The sequence below is a fragment of the Caulobacter sp. DWR1-3-2b1 genome (assembly GCF_049895765.1).
GTDB lineage: Bacteria > Pseudomonadota > Alphaproteobacteria > Caulobacterales > Caulobacteraceae > Caulobacter.
In genome coordinates this window covers 16,655-32,865 of the sequence record NZ_JAFCSZ010000023.1, presented here as the reverse complement: position 1 = coordinate 32,865, position 16,211 = coordinate 16,655, and the positions used below count along the sequence as shown (strand labels likewise).

At 65.4% G+C, this 16,211-nt stretch carries 17 protein-coding genes and 1 pseudogene; 4 read left to right on the top strand and 14 right to left on the bottom strand.

Annotation, left to right across the window (positions count from 1 at the left end; all coding sequences use genetic code 11):
• Positions 1-6: 6 nt before the first annotated feature.
• The 7 genes from recO to ACP69S_RS17080 form a co-directional block, all read right to left on the bottom strand.
• Positions 7-738, bottom strand: a complete 732-nt coding sequence (recO, locus tag ACP69S_RS17110) for a DNA repair protein RecO (protein WP_425999267.1) — start codon at positions 736-738, stop codon at positions 7-9.
• Positions 739-1,593, bottom strand: coding sequence for an arylamine N-acetyltransferase family protein (locus ACP69S_RS17105; RefSeq protein WP_425999266.1), 855 nt, complete (start codon positions 1,591-1,593; stop codon positions 739-741).
• A gap of 97 nt (positions 1,594-1,690) precedes the next feature.
• Positions 1,691-2,668 (bottom strand): GTPase Era, encoded by a 978-nt coding sequence (era, locus tag ACP69S_RS17100; protein WP_425999265.1) that lies wholly within the window; start codon positions 2,666-2,668, stop codon positions 1,691-1,693.
• 42 nt (positions 2,669-2,710) lie between these two features.
• On the bottom strand, positions 2,711-3,406 hold the full coding sequence (rnc, locus tag ACP69S_RS17095) for a ribonuclease III (RefSeq protein ID WP_425999263.1): 696 nt from the start codon (positions 3,404-3,406) through the stop codon (positions 2,711-2,713).
• Positions 3,407-3,415: 9 nt separating this feature from the next.
• A complete protein-coding gene (gene lepB, locus ACP69S_RS17090; RefSeq protein ID WP_425999261.1) occupies positions 3,416-4,267 on the bottom strand; it encodes a signal peptidase I in 852 nt (283 codons plus the stop codon).
• 144 nt (positions 4,268-4,411) lie between these two features.
• A complete protein-coding gene (acpS, locus tag ACP69S_RS17085) occupies positions 4,412-4,810 on the bottom strand; it encodes a holo-ACP synthase (RefSeq protein WP_425999259.1) in 399 nt (132 codons plus the stop codon).
• A complete protein-coding gene (locus tag ACP69S_RS17080) occupies positions 4,807-5,565 on the bottom strand; it encodes a pyridoxine 5'-phosphate synthase (RefSeq protein WP_425999257.1) in 759 nt (252 codons plus the stop codon). The genes acpS and ACP69S_RS17080 overlap by 4 nt, the downstream gene beginning before the upstream one ends.
• Positions 5,566-5,771: 206 nt before the next feature.
• On the opposite strand from ACP69S_RS17080, the gene ACP69S_RS17075 reads away from it, so the two are divergent.
• Positions 5,772-7,391 carry an amidohydrolase gene (locus ACP69S_RS17075; RefSeq protein WP_425999255.1) on the top strand — a complete coding sequence of 540 codons (1,620 nt, stop codon included), beginning with the start codon at positions 5,772-5,774 and terminating at the stop codon, positions 7,389-7,391.
• Position 7,392: 1 nt separating this feature from the next.
• Here the strand turns inward: ACP69S_RS17075 and pyrE are convergent, their stop codons facing one another.
• Positions 7,393-7,980 carry an orotate phosphoribosyltransferase gene (gene pyrE, locus ACP69S_RS17070; RefSeq protein ID WP_425999253.1) on the bottom strand — a complete coding sequence of 196 codons (588 nt, stop codon included), beginning with the start codon at positions 7,978-7,980 and terminating at the stop codon, positions 7,393-7,395.
• A 76-nt stretch (positions 7,981-8,056) separates the two neighbouring features.
• Between pyrE and ACP69S_RS17065 the strand changes: the two genes are divergently transcribed.
• Entirely contained in the window at positions 8,057-8,458 is a 402-nt protein-coding gene (locus ACP69S_RS17065) for an NUDIX domain-containing protein (RefSeq protein WP_425999252.1), read from the top strand.
• Between the two features lie 110 nt (positions 8,459-8,568).
• On the opposite strand, the gene ACP69S_RS17060 is transcribed toward ACP69S_RS17065, so the two are convergent.
• The 3 genes from ACP69S_RS17060 to folK all read right to left on the bottom strand — a co-directional run bounded on the left by ACP69S_RS17060 (position 8,569) and on the right by folK (position 11,890).
• The gene (locus ACP69S_RS17060) at positions 8,569-10,836 is read right to left on the bottom strand and encodes a RelA/SpoT family protein (RefSeq protein WP_425999335.1); all 2,268 of its coding nucleotides are present in this window, start codon (positions 10,834-10,836) and stop codon (positions 8,569-8,571) included.
• A gap of 68 nt (positions 10,837-10,904) precedes the next feature.
• Positions 10,905-11,264 (bottom strand): DNA-directed RNA polymerase subunit omega, encoded by a 360-nt coding sequence (gene rpoZ / locus ACP69S_RS17055; protein ID WP_035049486.1) that lies wholly within the window; start codon positions 11,262-11,264, stop codon positions 10,905-10,907.
• Between the two features lie 137 nt (positions 11,265-11,401).
• Positions 11,402-11,890, bottom strand: a complete 489-nt coding sequence (gene folK / locus ACP69S_RS17050; protein WP_425999249.1) for a 2-amino-4-hydroxy-6-hydroxymethyldihydropteridine diphosphokinase — start codon at positions 11,888-11,890, stop codon at positions 11,402-11,404.
• A gap of 40 nt (positions 11,891-11,930) precedes the next feature.
• On the opposite strand from folK, the gene ACP69S_RS17045 reads away from it, so the two are divergent.
• Positions 11,931-12,530 (top strand): NYN domain-containing protein, encoded by a 600-nt coding sequence (locus ACP69S_RS17045; RefSeq protein WP_425999248.1) that lies wholly within the window; start codon positions 11,931-11,933, stop codon positions 12,528-12,530.
• A complete protein-coding gene (locus ACP69S_RS17040) occupies positions 12,526-13,203 on the top strand; it encodes a uracil-DNA glycosylase (protein ID WP_425999334.1) in 678 nt (225 codons plus the stop codon). Before ACP69S_RS17045 ends, ACP69S_RS17040 begins: the two co-directional genes overlap by 5 nt.
• Here the strand turns inward: ACP69S_RS17040 and ACP69S_RS17035 are convergent.
• The 3 genes and pseudogenes from ACP69S_RS17035 to ACP69S_RS17025 all read right to left on the bottom strand — a co-directional run bounded on the left by ACP69S_RS17035 (position 13,200) and on the right by ACP69S_RS17025 (position 16,192).
• Positions 13,200-14,039: an alpha/beta hydrolase gene (locus ACP69S_RS17035; RefSeq protein ID WP_425999247.1), complete on the bottom strand. Its 840-nt coding sequence runs from the start codon at positions 14,037-14,039 to the stop codon at positions 13,200-13,202. The two genes, ACP69S_RS17040 and ACP69S_RS17035, sit on opposite strands and share 4 nt — an antisense overlap.
• A pseudogene (locus tag ACP69S_RS17030) lies at positions 14,036-15,245 on the bottom strand (Gfo/Idh/MocA family protein). Before ACP69S_RS17030 ends, ACP69S_RS17035 begins: the two are co-directional and overlap by 4 nt.
• On the bottom strand, positions 15,155-16,192 hold the full coding sequence (locus tag ACP69S_RS17025) for an SMP-30/gluconolactonase/LRE family protein (RefSeq protein WP_425999246.1): 1,038 nt from the start codon (positions 16,190-16,192) through the stop codon (positions 15,155-15,157). Before ACP69S_RS17025 ends, ACP69S_RS17030 begins: the two are co-directional and overlap by 91 nt.
• Positions 16,193-16,211: the final 19 nt, after the last annotated feature.

Sequence of the window (16,211 nt, the reverse complement as noted above, 5' to 3'; positions counted from 1 at the left end):
CGCGCCCTAGAGTCGCCCGGCCTCACCCAGCCGATCCAGGAGCCACATGCGGGTCGGCGGCAGCGGCCGGTTCAGCGGGCCAAACACGAACTGCTCGAGAAAATGGCCGGTGATGTCCAGCCCGGCCTTCACGTCGCCCTCCGCCAGCCCGCCCTGGGCCGACAGCAGAAACGGCGGCAGGGCCAACAGCTTGTCCTTGTAGGGCTCGCCCGCCCCACGGCTGACGGCGCGGCCGGTGCGCGGACTGACATAGATCAAATCATCGAAGGTCCCGGTGGCAGCGCATTTGGAGAGGTCCAGGCCAAAGCCCAGCTCCTGCAACAGCCCGGCCTCGTAGCGCACATAGACCGCCGGCCAGATGTCGGGGATCTGCAGCACGCCGATCAGGGCTTCAAGCGCATGGAAGGCGCCCGGATGGGCCTCGCGCTCAGGCAAGGCTCCGGCGGCCAGCGACGCCGCAGAGGATAGTCCGGCCAGGGCCAGGGGGTCGTCGAACAACGAAGCCACCCCCTCGCCCATCGGCTCCAGGGTCGCCGTCCCGAGTTGATCGGACATCCGGGCGCGGTAGCGGGCGATCACCCGCGAGCCCGGCTGCAGGAACGGCTTCATCCGCCGCGAGGCGGCGCCCGCCACATGGGCCACGAACTTGCCGCGCTCCAAGGTCAGCAGTTCGACAATGGCGCCCGTCTCGCCATGGATGCGAGCCGACAGGACAAGGGCGTCGTCCTCCCACTCCATCTAGGTCGGCGTCCCCCACGCCACGACCTTCTCCAGCACCGGCCGCCACGAGGTCTCGACCGGCAGGCCGATAACATTGCGCAGGGTCGCTTCCAGTTCGTCGGTGGACAGGCAGCGTTGCTCAACGGCGCCGTCGACCCGGCGCACCGTCAGGCGATTATCGCGCAGCACATGCCGAGCCTCAGGCGTCGTGCGCCCTACAACCAGCGTCGAGGTCAGAACCGAGGTGGGGTGGGCATAGCTGTAGAAGTTGACCGGCTCGAAATCGACATCGGCCATCGGCTGGGGCGACACCTGATAGACCGGCGTCCAAACGCCAGTCAGATCGGCTTCGATCCGCCATTCCTCCTCGATACACACTGAGCGGAACAAGCCGTTCGGCGTGGCTTGCTGCCCGTCCAGCGCGAAGCGAACGGGTCCCGTAAGCACACAGCCGGCGAAACCGACATCGACCAGCCAAGGCTCGGCGTCGATCGTCACCCGCAACACCATGTGCGATCGGGCGCGCGACGGCGCATCCGCGGGCTTCATCCACATCATCCGGGCGATCAGGGCCTCGACCTGAAAGCCCAGCGCGGTCAGCACGCGCTTCAGCAAACCGTTCTGTTCATAACAGTAGCCGCCGCGTCCCGCCGCCAGCAGCTTGGCGTCCACATCGGCCGGAACCAAGCTGATAGGCTTGCCCAGCAGCACGTCGAGGTTCTCGAACGGGATCGCGTCGGGGTGCTTCTGGGTGATGGCCCGCAGCACGGCCAGGGTCGGCTCGCGCGGGCCGTCATAGCCGATCCGCGCGAAATAGGCGTCGAGGTCGACCGCTGGAGCAGCTTGGGAAAAGGCGTTTTCGATCTTGCTCACTGGGCGTGATATTCCCGGTATGTTCTCACCCGTTAGGACAGCCTGACAGCGATCAAGTCAAGAGCCGCGCCGCCACATGGGCAGGCGCGGCGCCGGATCAGACGTCGAAGTCCAGGCCCATGTCGCTGAACAGCCCCCGCTCTTCGGCCCAGTTTTCCTTGACCTTCACGTGCAGGAACAGGTGCACCTTGCGATCCAGGATGTCGCACAGCTCCTCGCGCGAGGCCTGGCCGATCCATTTCAGAGTCTGTCCGCCCTTACCCAGGATGATGGCCCGCTGGCCATCGCGTTCGACATAGATGGTCTGCTCGATGCGGGCGCTGCCGTCGGCGCGTTCCTCGAAGGCGGTCGTCTCGACCGAAGCCGCGTAGGGCAGCTCCTCGTGGACGCGCAGATAGATCTTCTCGCGGGTGATCTCGGCGGCCAGCAGGCGGGCCGGCAGGTCGGCGGTCTGGTCTTCCGGATACAGCCACGGGCTCTCTGGCATCGCGGCGGCCAGACGCTCCATCAGGTCGTCGACGCCGGCGCCGGTGGCGGCGCTGATCATGAAGACCTCGGAATAGACGCCGGTGTCGAACAGCTCCTGCGTGACTTTCAGCAGGGTGTCGCGCTTGACGCCGTCGATCTTGTTCAGCGCCAGGATCACTTGGCGATTGGCGGTCTTCAGGCCCTCGATGATGGTCTGGACGTCCTGCACCGAGCGGTGCTCGGCGGGCGTGGCCTTGTTGATGTTCGAGGCCAGCTCGGCCTGGACGTCGATCAGGTGCACGGTGACTTCAGCCTGTTCCGAGCCATTCCAGGCGGATCGAACCATGGCGCGGTCGAGCCGGCGCCGCGGGCTGAAGATGCCGGGGGTGTCGACCAGGATGATCTGGGCCGCGCCGTGCATGGCCACGCCGCGCACGGGAAAGCGCGTCGTCTGGACCTTCTGGGTGACGATCGAGACCTTGGCGCCGACCATACGGTTGACCAGGGTGGACTTGCCAGCGTTCGGGGCGCCGATGATCGCGGCGAAACCGGCCCTCGTCGTTTGAGGGGGGGTGGCGAGTGGGGTGTTTTGAGGTGTGTCAGTCATTGCGCGTGCGTGTAGCACAGCGGGGCCAAAAAGCAGACGCCCCTATTCCGCGCCTTCCCGATCCAGCAGCGCCTTGGCGGCGGCCTTCTCGGCGTCCTGACGCGAGCGGCCGGTGGCGAACACCGAATCGACTCCGACCACTGTCACCTGCACCGTGAATACCGGCGCATGATCAGGCCCGGTGCGATCCTTGACGGCATAGGTTGGTAGCGGCTTGCCCTTGCCCTGGGCCCACTCCTGCAGAGCGGTCTTGGGATCGCGCGGCTTGCCTTGCGCGGCGCGGTCGAATTCGGCGCTCCACAGGTCCAGGAACACCCGGCGCGCCGCATCCAGCCCGCCATCGCGGTAGAGCGCGGCCATCAGGGCTTCGCAGCCGCCGGCCAGGATGGAGTCGGTCTCGCGACCGCCGATCTTGCTGGACGAGGCCGACAAGCGCAGAGCCGGACCCAGCTCGGCGGCGCGGGCCACGCGGGCGCAGGTCTCGCCGCTGACCAGGGCGTTGAGGCGCGGGGCCAGTTCGCCTTCCTTGGCCAGCGGGAACCGCTCGGCCAGCGCCTCGGCGGCCAGCAGCCCCAGCACGCGGTCGCCGATGAACTCCAGCACCTCGTTGTCGGCGGTCTTCTTGGCGCCGTCGCCGACGCTAGCATGCGTCAGGGCCTGTTCCAGCAAGGCCCGGTCCGAGAATGCATAACCGATGCGGCGCTCCAGGTCGCCGACGGCGGCGACCCGCCTATCCATGGCTGGCTATCACTTCAGGACGCGGAAGAAGCGGCTGGGACGGGCGTCCATCACCCAGGTCCAGGGCTTGAACAGCTCCGCGTTGCGGTTCCAGGACAGCAGGATGATCTGGGCCTTGCCGACCAGATTCTCGGCCGGAACAAAGCCGACCCCAACCTCGTCGCCGATATACTGGTCCAGTTCATAGTCCCACTTGCAGGTCCCAGCGCCGGTCTTGAACGGCGAGACGCCCGGGTCGAACCGGCTATCGGCCGAGTTGTCGCGGTTGTCGCCCATGAAGAAATAACAGCCCTCCGGCACCGTATAGACGCCGGTATTGTCGCCGCGGCTGTCGGGGCCGTAGTCTTGGGTCTGGTATTTGCGGCCTTCGGGATTGGTCTCCTCGAAGCGCTGAACCTGCTGGGTAAAACCGTAGCCCATATCGACCAGGGCAGGCTGTTGCGCCGCCATCGCCAGGGGCTTGCCGTTGATGTTGACGACGCCGCCGCGCACCTGGACCTTGTCGCCTGGCATGCCGATCAGGCGCTTGATGTAGTCGGTGCGGTTATCGCGCGGCAGCTTGAAGACGATGATATCGCCGCGCTTGGGCGTCTTGCCCAGGGTCCGGCCGTTGAGGATCGGCGGGCTAAACGGGATCGAGTGCTTGCTCCAGCCATAGCTGAACTTGCTGACGATGATGTAGTCGCCTTCCAGCAGGTTCGGCTCCATCGACCCCGACGGAATGGTGAAGGGCTGGAACAGCAGAACCCGCAGCACCAGGGCGATGCCCAAGGCATAGGCCACCGTCTTGATGATCTCGATGAACTCCTGGACGGCGCCGCCCTTTTCGGTCGGCGAGGTGTCGTCGGCGGCGTCGGTCATGCGGGCGCTGGGCTCTCGATCAATGGGGTTCCGGCGAACCGGTCAGGCTTAGCTAGACGCGCTTTGCGCGACGGGCAAGCGTCACGCCCGTTAACTCGGGTTCATGGCGGCGGTTGGGCGGCGCCGCAGGGATCGGAAAAGTCGTTATTCCGGAAGAGCCTCGATGATCACGAAGGCCTGGGCGTAGGGGTGATCGTCGGTCAACGACAAATGCACCACCGCCTTCATGCCGGCGGGAACCATCTGCGCCAAACGCTCGGCCGCGCCGCCGGTCAGGGCCATGGTTGGCTTGCCCGACGGCAGGTTGATCACCCCCATGCCAGCCAGATGCACGCCACGCTTCAGGCCAGTGCCCAAGGCCTTGGAGCAGGCTTCCTTGGCGGCGAAACGCTTGGCGTAGCTGCTGGCGCGGTCGGGTTTGCGCTCCGACCGCGCCCGCTCGAGCTCGGTGAAGACCTTGTTCGTGAAGCGGTCGCCAAAGCGCTCCAGCGACTTCTCGATCCGCCGGATGTCGCAGAGATCCGAGCCGATGCCGATGATCACGCGGCGGCCTCATGACGAGCCGCGTCCATCAAGACTCTCATCCGCTGGATCGCCTGGGGCAGGCCCACGAAAATCGCCTCGCCAATCAGGAAATGGCCGATATTGAGCTCGGCGATCTGCGGAATGGCGGCGATCGGCTTGACCGTGGCGTAGTCGATGCCGTGACCCGCGTGGACTTCCAGTCCCAGGCTGGAGGCAAGGGCCGCGCCCGTCTTCAGCCGTTCGAGAATTGCTTTTGCGCGTTCGACCTCACCGGCCCGGGCCGCGTCGCAATAGGCGCCGGTGTGGAGCTCGATCACCTGCGCCCCCACGGCATGAGCCGCCCGAATCTGGGCCGGATCGGCCTCGATGAACAGCGACACGCGGCTGCCAGCCTCACGAAGCTGCGTCGTAGCGACGGTGATGGCGTTCTGGCCGCGCACGACGTCGAGGCCGCCCTCGGTCGTGACCTCCTCCCGCCGCTCGGGCACCAGGCAGGCGGCGTGCGGCCTGGCTTGCAGGGCGATGCCGACCATCTCGTCGGTAACCGCCATCTCGAAGTTCAGCGGCTTTCCGCGCTTGAGGCACAGTTCGGTCAGGACCGCGATGTCGGCGTCGGAAATGTGCCGGCGATCCTCCCGCAGGTGGGCCGTGATGCCGTCGGCGCCGGCCGCCAGGGCCAGTTCAGCGGCGCGCACGGGCTCAGGATAGCTGGAGCCCCGCGCGTTTCGGATCGTCGCCACGTGGTCGATATTGACGCCCAGTCGGACGATCATCTGATGTTCGCTACGAATTTTACCGCCCTCGACACTGGTGAGGCAGCCAATCCTTGGCCGTCGCCCCATCCTATCGCCTTCGCGCCGACAGGTGGAGACCTGAAAGCAGCGCTCGGCGTGTTCCGGCCGGGCTTGTCGAAAACGACATGGACAGCGGCCGCAACGCCGTCGAAGGTCCGTCCCCTGAAACTTGTGGGGGACGAGACATGATCCTGAAAACCGCGCGGGCCGCGAGCCTGGTTCTGCTGATGGCGACCACGGCCGGTTCGGCCTTGGCCGCGCCGGTGTCGGCGGGCAAGCTCAAGGCCCTGAAGGCTCAGGCTGTCGCCGGCGTCGAAGCGCGAGCCAAACTCTCCCAAGTGATGAACGACCAGATCTTCTCGTACGGCGAGCTGGGCTTCCAGGAGGTCGAGACCTCAAAATACATCACCGGCGTGCTCGAGGAGAACGGCTTCACCATCCAGCGTGGCGTTTCGGGCATTCCGACCGCCTGGACGGCGACCTGGACCCACGGCGAAGGCGGACCGACCATCGCCTTCGGCAGCGACATCGACTGCATCCCCAAGGCTTCGCAAAAGCCCGGCGTGCCGTGGCACGAGCCGCTGGTGCCCGGCGCGCCCGGTCATGGCGAGGGGCACAATTCCGGTCAGGCCCTCAACGTCGTCGCGGCCTTGGCGCTGAAGGATCTGATGATCAAGGAGAACATCGCCGGGACCCTGATGCTGTGGCCCGGCGTTGCCGAGGAGCTGGTGGCGGGCAAGGCCTACATGGTCCGCGACGGTGTTTTCAAAGGCGTGGACGCGACGATCTTCACCCATGTGGGCACGAACCTCGCGACCACCTGGGGCCAGCCGATGGGCACTGGCCTGGTCTCGGTGAAGTACAATTTCCACGGCGAATCCGCCCACTCGGCCGGCGCGCCCTGGCGGGGTCGAAGCGCGCTGGACGCGGTCGAGCTGATGAACATCGGCTGGAACATGCGCCGCGAGCATCTCAACCCCACGCAACGCTCGCACCACGTCATCGTCGATGGCGGCGACCAGCCCAACGTCGTGCCGTCGGAAGCCAGCGTCTGGTATTATTTCCGCGAACAGAGCTTCGACGCGATCAAGAAGAACTACGCCATCGGCAACAAGATCGCACAAGCCGCCGCCGACATGACCGACACCAAGGTCGATCATCAGGTCGTCGGGACGGCCGCGCCTCGGCACTTCAACCGACCGATTGCCGAGGCCGCCCAGGCCAATATCGAAGTAGTCGGATTGCCGGTCTGGACGGCGGACGAGCAGGCCTTCGCCAAGGCGGTGCAGACCAATATCGGCGCGCCCAAGCAGACGGGGCTCGACGTCAAGCTCAAGGGTCTGTCGCCGCCCGATCCGAAGCCGGAAAGCGGTGGGTCGGACGACATCGGCGACATCTCATGGATCATGCCGACCATCACGATCAACTATCCGTCCAACATCCCCGAACTGCCGGGCCACCACTGGGCGAACGCCATCTCGATGGCCACGCCCATCGCCCACAAGGGCGTGGCGGCGGGCTCAAAGGTAGTCGCGATGACGGCTCTGGACCTGCTGACCCAGCCCAAGCTGCTGGCCTCGGCCAACACCTACTTCAAGGATGTTCAGACCAAGGACCAGAAGTACGTGCCGATGCTGTCGGCGACCGACTTGCCGCAGACCCAGATCAACGCCGGGATCATGGCGACCTACCGGCCAGCGATGAGCAAATTCTACTATGATCCCAGCAAGTACGGGACCTATCTGGAACAGCTGGGCGTCGAATGGCCGGTCAAGCAGCTGACGCCGCCTGCTCCAGCCAAGTGATCTACTGCGCCTTGAGCCGGCGGCTGCCTGGGTCTTCGATGGGGATCGCGGCCAGCTCCGGCGGCAGGGCGTCGGCGGGATAGGCCGGCACTTCCAGGCTGCACAGCGAGACCAGCGGCACGCCGACATCGACCTTGCCGCCCGAACGATCGACGATGCAGGCGGCGGCGATCACGTCGCCGCCGGCCTTCTGGATCGCCGCGATGCATTCGCGCGATGACAGGCCGGTGGTGACGATGTCCTCGACCATCACGACCTTCTGGCCGGGCTCGAGGTGAAAGCCGCGCCGGAACTTGAAGCCGCCACCCTCGCGCTCGACATAGATCGATGCGACGTTCAGGTGACGGGCGGTCTCATAGCCGGGGATGATCCCGCCGACGGCCGGCGACACCGCCACATCGGGCTGGCCGACCGTGGCGATGATCTTCTCGGCCAACGCCTTGCACAGCCGTTCGCAGCGCTCGGGCCGCATAAACACCAGGTTCTTCTGCAGGAAGACCGGACTGTGCAGGCCGGAGGACAGCACAAAGTGGCCTTCGCGAAGGGCCCCTGCGGCGCGAAATTCGTCGAGGACGTCATCATTGGTCATGAGCGGCGCCTATAGCGCACGGCGGCAAGTCCGCCAATCGCCTTGCGTGATGGGCCAGATTTGGCTCTATCACCTCATGAGCGATCCCCAACGTCCCCGCATCGGCTGCGGCGCGGCCATCCTCGACGATCAGGGGCGACTGCTGCTGGTCAAGCGGCTCAAGAATCCCGAAGCCGACCATTGGGGCGTCCCGGGCGGCAAGCTCGACTGGGGCGAGGCGGCGCGGACCTGCGCAGAACGCGAAATCGCCGAGGAGTTGGGCGTCAAGATTGTCGCCGGCCCGGTTCTGGCCATCACCGACATGATCGCGCCCGACTATCACTGGGTGGCGATCACCTATCGAACCGAAAGCTTCGAGGGTGCTCCGGCGATCCAGGAAGCTCATGCGCTGCATGAATGGGGCTGGTTTTCGCTGGACGCCCTGCCCTCGCCTCTGACCGCCGCCACAGTCGACGCGATCGCCGCGCTGACCTGCTAGAGCCCTTTCCGACCTGATGGCTTCATCAGGGTCGGGCGAAAAGGGCTCTAAATCAGATGTTTAGACCATTTTTCGATCCGATAACCGTTTCACACTTATCGGAAAATGCTCTAGCCCCGCGTTCGGTCCACGGTCTCGACCGAAGGGCAGGCCCGCAGAGCAGCCGAGATGTTGGTCAGGTGCTTGGCGTCACGCACCTCGACATCGATGTCGGTGTCGAAGAAGTCGCTCTGCCGATGGTGCATGCGCAGATTGACGATATTTCCGCCAGCCTCGCCGATGATCGTGCAGACCTGACCCAATACGCCGGGCGCGTTCTGGATGGTGGCGTGCAGACGGGTCAGTGACACGGTCTCGCGCTCAGCCTCTGGCGTCCAGTTCAGGTCGCGCCAGAGATCCTCCCGGTCCTCATAGTCGGCCAGTTTGGGGCAGTCGATGGTGTGGACATCCAGTCCTCCATCCTGCTCCTGAGTCCCGTCCTCGCGAAGGATGCCGACGATGCGGTCGCCCGGCACCGGGCTGCAGCAATGGGCGAAGTGCAACGAAACGCCCGGCGTCAGTCCGCCGCCGCCCACATAGAGTCGCGCGCCCTTGCCGCCCTCGATCTTGCGACGGGCCGAGGCGGCGGCCATGTCGCTGTCCTTCATGCCGGGGAAAGCGGTTTCCAGAACCTGGCTCGGTGAGACCCGGCCGCGGCCTACGGCGTCGAACAGCGCGTCGTCGCTCTCGAGCGCGAACCGCTCTCGGATCGGACGCAGTGACACGTCCTTTAACTTCTTGCCGGCCCGTTCGAAGATCTGCTCCACAGACGCCTTGCCCAGGCGCAGGAACTCTTCCTTCTCGGTCTGGCGGATGTGGCGGCGGATGGCTGAGCGAGCGCGACCGGTCACGGTCAGCGAACGCCAGTCCGGCGGCACCACGGGTTTGGAACCCCGGATCACCTCGACCACGTCGCCGTTGTTGAGACCGGTGCGCAGCGGCTTCAGCTCACCATTGATCTTCACGCCGATGCAGGTGTCGCCAACGCTGGTATGGACGGCATAGGCGAAGTCGAGCGGCATCGCACCGCTAGGCAAACTCACCAGCTTGCCCTTGGGGGTGAACACGAACACCTGGTCGAGGAACATCTCAAGCTTGGCGTGCTCGACCAGTTCCTCGGCGTCGCCGCCATGTTCCAGCACCTGGACCAGCTGACGCAGGTTGGCCAGCGGATCGCGGCCGCCAGCGGCTTCCATGCCCTCCAGGTCGAGGCCGTAGGAGGCGTCCTTGTAGCGGAAGTGAGCGGCCACGCCCTCTTCATTGACGCGGTCCATAGCCTCGGTGCGGATCTGCATCTCGATGCGCATGCCGCGCGGGCCGACCACAGTGGTGTGCAGCGAGCGGTAATTGTTGCGCTTGGGCGTCGAGATGAAGTCCTTGAAGCGGTCGGGCACGCTCGACCAGGACCGGTGAAGGACGCCAAGGGCGCGGTAACAGTCTTCCTCGCTGTCGACGATCACGCGGAAGGCGTAAATGTCCGACATCTGCGAGAAGCCGATCGATTTGCGCTGCAGCTTGCGCCAGATCGAATAGGGCGACTTTTCCCGGCCGAAAACTCGCGCCGGGACGCCAGCGGATTCGAGCCGCGCCGCGATCTCCTGCGACACCAGGGCCACCGCCCCGCCCTGCTCGGCGCGCAGGGTTTCCAGCCGGCGGATGATGGCGTTGCGGGCGACCGGATTCGTATGCTCGAAGCTGAGTTCCTCAAGCTCCGTGCAGATGCGGTGGCAGCCGATGTTGCGGGCCAGGGGGGCGTAGATGTCGCGCGTCTCGCGGGCGATGCGCTCGCGCTTGGCCTGAGCCTTGATGAAATGCAGCGTCCGCATGTTGTGCAGGCGGTCGGCCAGCTTCACCAGCAGGACGCGGACGTCCTTGCTGATCGCCAGAATGAACTTGCGCAGGTTCTCTGCCTGACGCGAATGCTCGGCCTGCAGTTCCAGCTTCGAAAGCTTGGTGACGCCCTCGACCAGCTCGGCGATCTCGTCGCCGAACAGGCCCGCGATGTCTTCGCGGGTGACCGGGGTGTCCTCGATCACATCGTGCAGCAGGGCCGTCACGATGGTCGCGGTGTCGAGCCGGTATTCGGTCAGGATACCCGCCACCTCGATGGGGTGGGCATAGTACGGGTCGCCGCTGGCCCGGGTCTGACTGCCGTGCATGCGCATGGCGTAGACATAGGCGCGGTTCAGCAGCGCCTCGTCGGCGGTGGGGTCATAGGAATGAACCCGCTCGATCAGCTCATACTGGCGAAGGAATTTCTGGCGCTGCTTCGGCGGCGAGGCCGCACTGGAGGCCTGAAACGAAGACGCGCCCGAGTCGACCCCGGTTGGGGGATCGATGGGCGCGCGTTCGGAAGTAGCGGCGGCAGGCGCCGCTTCGATGGTCAGAGGGTCTGCGCCGTCGGGGCTCAGTACCGCTCCTCCTGACCGCCGTCACGGTCACTCTGGAGGGCGCGAACCAGTTCCAGCTCGCTCATCTGCATGTGGCTCGGATCAGCCAGCAGGGCCAGGGTCTCGGCTTCTTCCTCGGCTTCAGTGTGCTCATCGACGCGTTGCAGCGTGCTGATCAGCTGTTCCTTGAGGCCTTCGTGATCGACGACGTCGTCGGCGATCTCGCGCAGGGCGACGACGGGGTTCTTGTCGTTATCCCGATCGACCAGCAGGGCGGCGCCCGCCGAGATGCCGCGCGCCCGGTGGGCGGACAACAGAACAAGCGCGAACCGGTTCGGAACCTTCTCGACGCAATCTTCGACGGTGACGCGGGCCATGAATTCCTCGGGCTAGCCGTGATGCTCTGCAAAATAAGGGTCCGAGCGGCGTTACGCAACGCCGCTGAGGTTGTCGCCCATCTTTCGCGAGGGGGCGCTTATGCCCGCTTCGCGTGGGGAAGTCTAGAGCGCGAAGTTCATGGCCTGGCGTCGCGCCCCACGCTCGCGACTTCCGCCAGTCGCGCCGCGGTCTCGCCACTCACCGGGTGACACCAATTCGGGGCGATCTCGGCCAGTGGACCCATGACGAACAGGCGCTCGTGGGCGCGGGGATGCGGCACGGTCAAGCCGCCCGAAACGACGCTTTGGCCGTAGGCTATCAGGTCAAGATCGAGCGTCCGGGGTGCATTGGGCGCCCCGCGAGCCCGGCCAAAACGGGCTTCGACGCGGTGGAGGGCGGCAAGGGTCCCGAATGGATCCAGCGAGGTCTCGACCACCGCCACTCCATTCAAATAGGCGGGCAGGGTCTCATCCGGCCAGGCCGCCGAGGTCCACCAGGACGACCGAATCATGACTGCCAAGCCCTCTGACGGAAAGGCCACCAGCGCAGCTTCCAACAAGGCTTCGCGACTCGTATAGGCTCCCGGCAGATTACAGCCGAGGGCCACGATTACGGCCTCGTCCAAGCCATTTCGATCGACCGTATTTTTCAAGGAAATCGCCGCGTTGACCTTCTATCCCACCGACCGTTTGGCCCTGTTCATTGACGGGGCCAATCTCTATTCGGCTGCCAAGGCGCTGGGCTTCGACATCGACTACCGCAAGCTGCTCGACGAGTTCAAAAAGCGCGGCGTCCTGATCCGAGCCCATTATTACACCGCCATCAACGAGAATGACGACTATTCGCCGATCCGGCCGCTGGTCGACTGGCTCGACTACAACGGCTTCACCCTGGTGACCAAGCCGGCCCGCGAGTTTACCGACAGCCAGGGCCGCAAGCGCTGGCGCGGCGACATGGACGTCGAGATCGCCGTCGACATGCTGCAGATCGCCGAAACCGCCGACCATCTGGTGCTATTTTCGGGCGACGGCGACTTCCGGGCCGTGGTGGAGGCGGTGCAACGCAAGGGCCGGCGGGTCACCGTGGTCTCGACCATGAAGAGCCAGCCGCCGATGACCAGCGACGACCTGCGCCGCCAGGCCGACGACTTCGTCGACCTGAACGACCTGGCCAATATCATCGGCCGCCCGCAGCGCGCGCCGGCGCCGCGCCCGATGGTCGACGCCCGCACCCAGGCCGAGCGCGAGGCCGACGATGAATATTGAGCAGCGCTCCAACATCCTGGGCGAGGTTGTCCCCTCGCCCGCCGAGCCGCCGCGCGGCTGTCCGCTATGCCCGCGCCTGGTGGCCTATCGCCGCGAAAACCAGGAGCTCTATCCTGACTGGTTCAACGGGCCCGCCCCGTCTTTTGGCGACAAAGATGCGCGGCTGCTGGTCGTTGGCCTGGCCCCAGGTCGCAAGGGGGCCAACCGCACCGGCCGGCCGTTCACTGGCGACTATGCCGGGACCCTTCTCTACGACACCCTGATCAAGTTCGGTTTCGCCACCGGCAAGTTCGAGGCGCGCGCCGACGACTCTTTGAGGTTGATCGGCAGCGCGGTGACCAACGCCGTGCGCTGCGCGCCCCCCGGCAACAAGCCCGAGACCAGTGAAGAGAATACCTGCCGGCCGTTCCTGACGAACCGGATCGAGGCCTTCCCGAAGCTGAAGGCCATCGTCACCCTGGGCGACGTCTCACGGCGCAACGTGCTGAAGGCTTTGGGCCTGAAGGCGTCGGCGGGCATTCCTGGCCACGGCTCAGAATTCCAGGCTGGCCCCTATCGGGTGTTCAACAGCTATCACTGCTCGCGGCTCAACACGAACACCGGCCGCCTGACGACGCCGATGTTCGAGGATCTGTTTGCGCGGGTGAAGGCCTATATCGACGCGGCTGCCTAGGGCCGCCTCGACAGCCAGCCATTGTCGGCCATCCAGTCGCGCAGGCGATCCGGCCAGACCTTGATGGCGGCCTTGTCGGTGCGGAGGCCCATATTGAAGGCGTGACCTCCGGTCTGGAACAGGTGGAACTCGACCGGGACCTTCGCGGCCCGGAACTTGGCGAGCAGTTCGACCGGCGGGGCCGAGCAGCACTCGTCGTCATCGGCCGCCAGAATGAAGGCTGGCGGTGTATTTGCGGGGATCTGGTCGGGAACACCCAGTGGCCCCGGATAGATCAGAACCTGGAAGTCCGGTCGCGCGCTGACCGAATCGATGGCGTCAACCTTCGGATCCTTCGACGCGTCCTGATAGACCTCAAGGTTCACCACCTCGCCGCCGCCTGAAAAGCCCATCAGCCCGATGCGCGCGGGATCGACTCCGAACTCGGCGGCATGAGCGCGGACGTAGCGCACCGCCCGCGCGGCGTCCTGGCGGGCGTGGTCCAGGACGTAGGGCGAACCTTCCTCGCGGAAGAGCCGGTATTTCAGCACGAAGACCGCCACGCCCATCGGGTTCATCACCTTGGCGACGTCCGTGCCTTCGGGATGAATGACCAGCATCCGATGCCCACCGCCCGGCAGCACGATCAGGGCCGCACCATTGGCCTCGTCCTTAGGCGGCAGATAGGCCGTCACCGAGGGGTTGTTGATGCTCTTGGCCCAGTACTCGGCCGCCTGCTCGGGGATATCCTTGCGGCTCTCGAAGCCCGGCGCGCCCTTGGGCCAGAGCGGGATCTGCTGCTGAGCCGAAGCGAAGCCTGGCGCAAGCATCGCCAGTGCGAAAACGACCGCCCTCACAGTCGCACCGTCCGGCCTTCGCGGGCGGCCCGGTAGATGGCCTCGACGACCCTCATGTCCTTGAGCCCCTCTTCCCCGCCGACAATCGGATCAGCGCCCGTCAGGATGCATTCGGAGAAATGGTCGAGCTGCCCCGAGAACTGGTTCTTGCGGACCGGCGCCGGTTCGTGCGCCGCGGTCCTTTCGTCAAGGCGAACCGTCATCGCCTGACCGCCATAGCCCGTAGCGGGCTCGATCTCGGCCCAGCCCTTCGGACCCGAGACCCGGTAGCGATTGACGTTGGAGCTATAGGCCGAGACGCAGTTGGCTGTCGCGCCCGAGGGGAACAGGAGCTGGAAGTTGATGACATCCTCCACTTCCCTGAACCGGATATCCGATCGGTCGGTGGACTCGATGGCATTGACCGCGAGGGGCTCCTCCCCCGTCAGGTATCGCGCGGCATTGAGGCTGTAGATGCCGATGTCAGCCAAGCTGCCGCCGCCGGACAGCGCCTTCTTCAGCCGCCACTGACTGGGGTCGCCGATGGTGAAGCCATGGTCAGCTACGACCGTGCGAATGGGACCGAGCACGCCGCTACGCGCCAGCTTGATGGCCTCGATATTATGGGCCTGAAAGCGACTGCGATAGCCGATCATGAGCTTGCGGCCGGCGGCCTTGCAGGCGGCTATCATAGCCTCGCCGTCAGCTACCGATGTCGCCATCGGCTTCTCGCACATCACATGCTTGCCGGCCTTGGCGGCCCGCTCGGTGAAGGTGCGGTGCAGGCTGTTTGGGGTGATGATGTAGACGATGTCGACGGCCGGATTGTCGATGATCCGGTCGAAGGTCTCGTAGCTGTAGCGACTGGCCTGGGGTACGCCATACTGGTCGCCGAAGGTCTTCAGCTTGTCCGGCGTGCCGCTGACCAGGGCCGTGATCTTCGAATGCTCGCACTCGGTGAAGCGCGGCATGATGATCTGGGTGGCGTAGTAGCCTAGGCCCAGGATCGCGTAGCCCAGTTTGCGGCCTTCGGCCTTGGCTTGCGCCAGCGCGTCCAAGGGCGCCGAGGCCAGAAGCCCTGCGGCCAGACCGCTTTGCAGGAACGCGCGCTTGCTTGGATGATCCATCAGAGCCTCCTAGATCAGGCCTGTGGACTTCAGGCGCACCCGCGCCAGAATGTCGTCGGCGGTCAGGAACAGCGTGTGGCCGTCCTCTCCGAACGCGCAGTTGGCGATGGGACGGCCCGCGTCGATCACGCCGATAAGCTCACCCGCTGGCGAGATCACCAGCACGCCGCCCGGTCCCGTGGCGTAGAGACGCCCTTCGGTGTCCAGGCACATGCCGTCAGGCAGGCCCGGCCCGCCCGCCTTGTGCAGAGCCATCGCGTCGAAGAACAGTTGACGCTTCGTCGGCAGGCCATCGTTGCCCAGGTCATAGGCCATGATCACCGGGCCGTCGGGATCGGAAACCGCCACATAAAGCCGCCTCTCATCGGGGGCCAGAGCCACTCCGTTAGGGAAGGTCAGCTTGTCGTCGACCACCCCGACCGAGCCATCGGGCCGGCGCAGATAGACGCCATTGAACGCCATCTCCTTGAGCGGCGAAGCGTTCATGCCTTCCAGGCCGTAGGGGGGATCGGTGAAATAGATCGCGCCCGACATTGCCCCCTTCCGGGCCACAGCCAAGTCATTGGGGCTGCTGAATTTCTTGCCCTGATAGCGGTCGAGCAGGATCGTCTTTTTGCGGGTCTTCAAGTCGACCTTGGTTATCGCCCGGTTGCCATGGTCGCAAACCAGCAATGCGCCCGTGGCGTCCAGCGCCAGGCCGTTGGAGCCGGGCTCGCGGAAAGCCTTGGTCGGCGGGCCGTCATAGCCTGACGGCTTGAGGAACACGCTAGCGCCGTTCGCCTCGCTCCAGCGGTACATGGTGTTAGCCGGCACATCTGAGAAGACGAGATAGCCGCCGTCCTTCACCCAGACAGGCCCCTCAGACCAGACGAAGCCGTCGGCCAGTTGCTCGATCCTGGCGTCCGGGGCGACCACCGCGTCGAATGTGGGTGAAAGGCGGCGGATATTTCCCACCGTAGGCCGAGCGGCATGAGCGGGCACTGTGAACCCTCCTGCAAGAACGGCGGCGCTTGCCCCCAGGGTGATGGAACGGCGCGTCGGCGTCATGCGGTTGAGTCCTCATGTT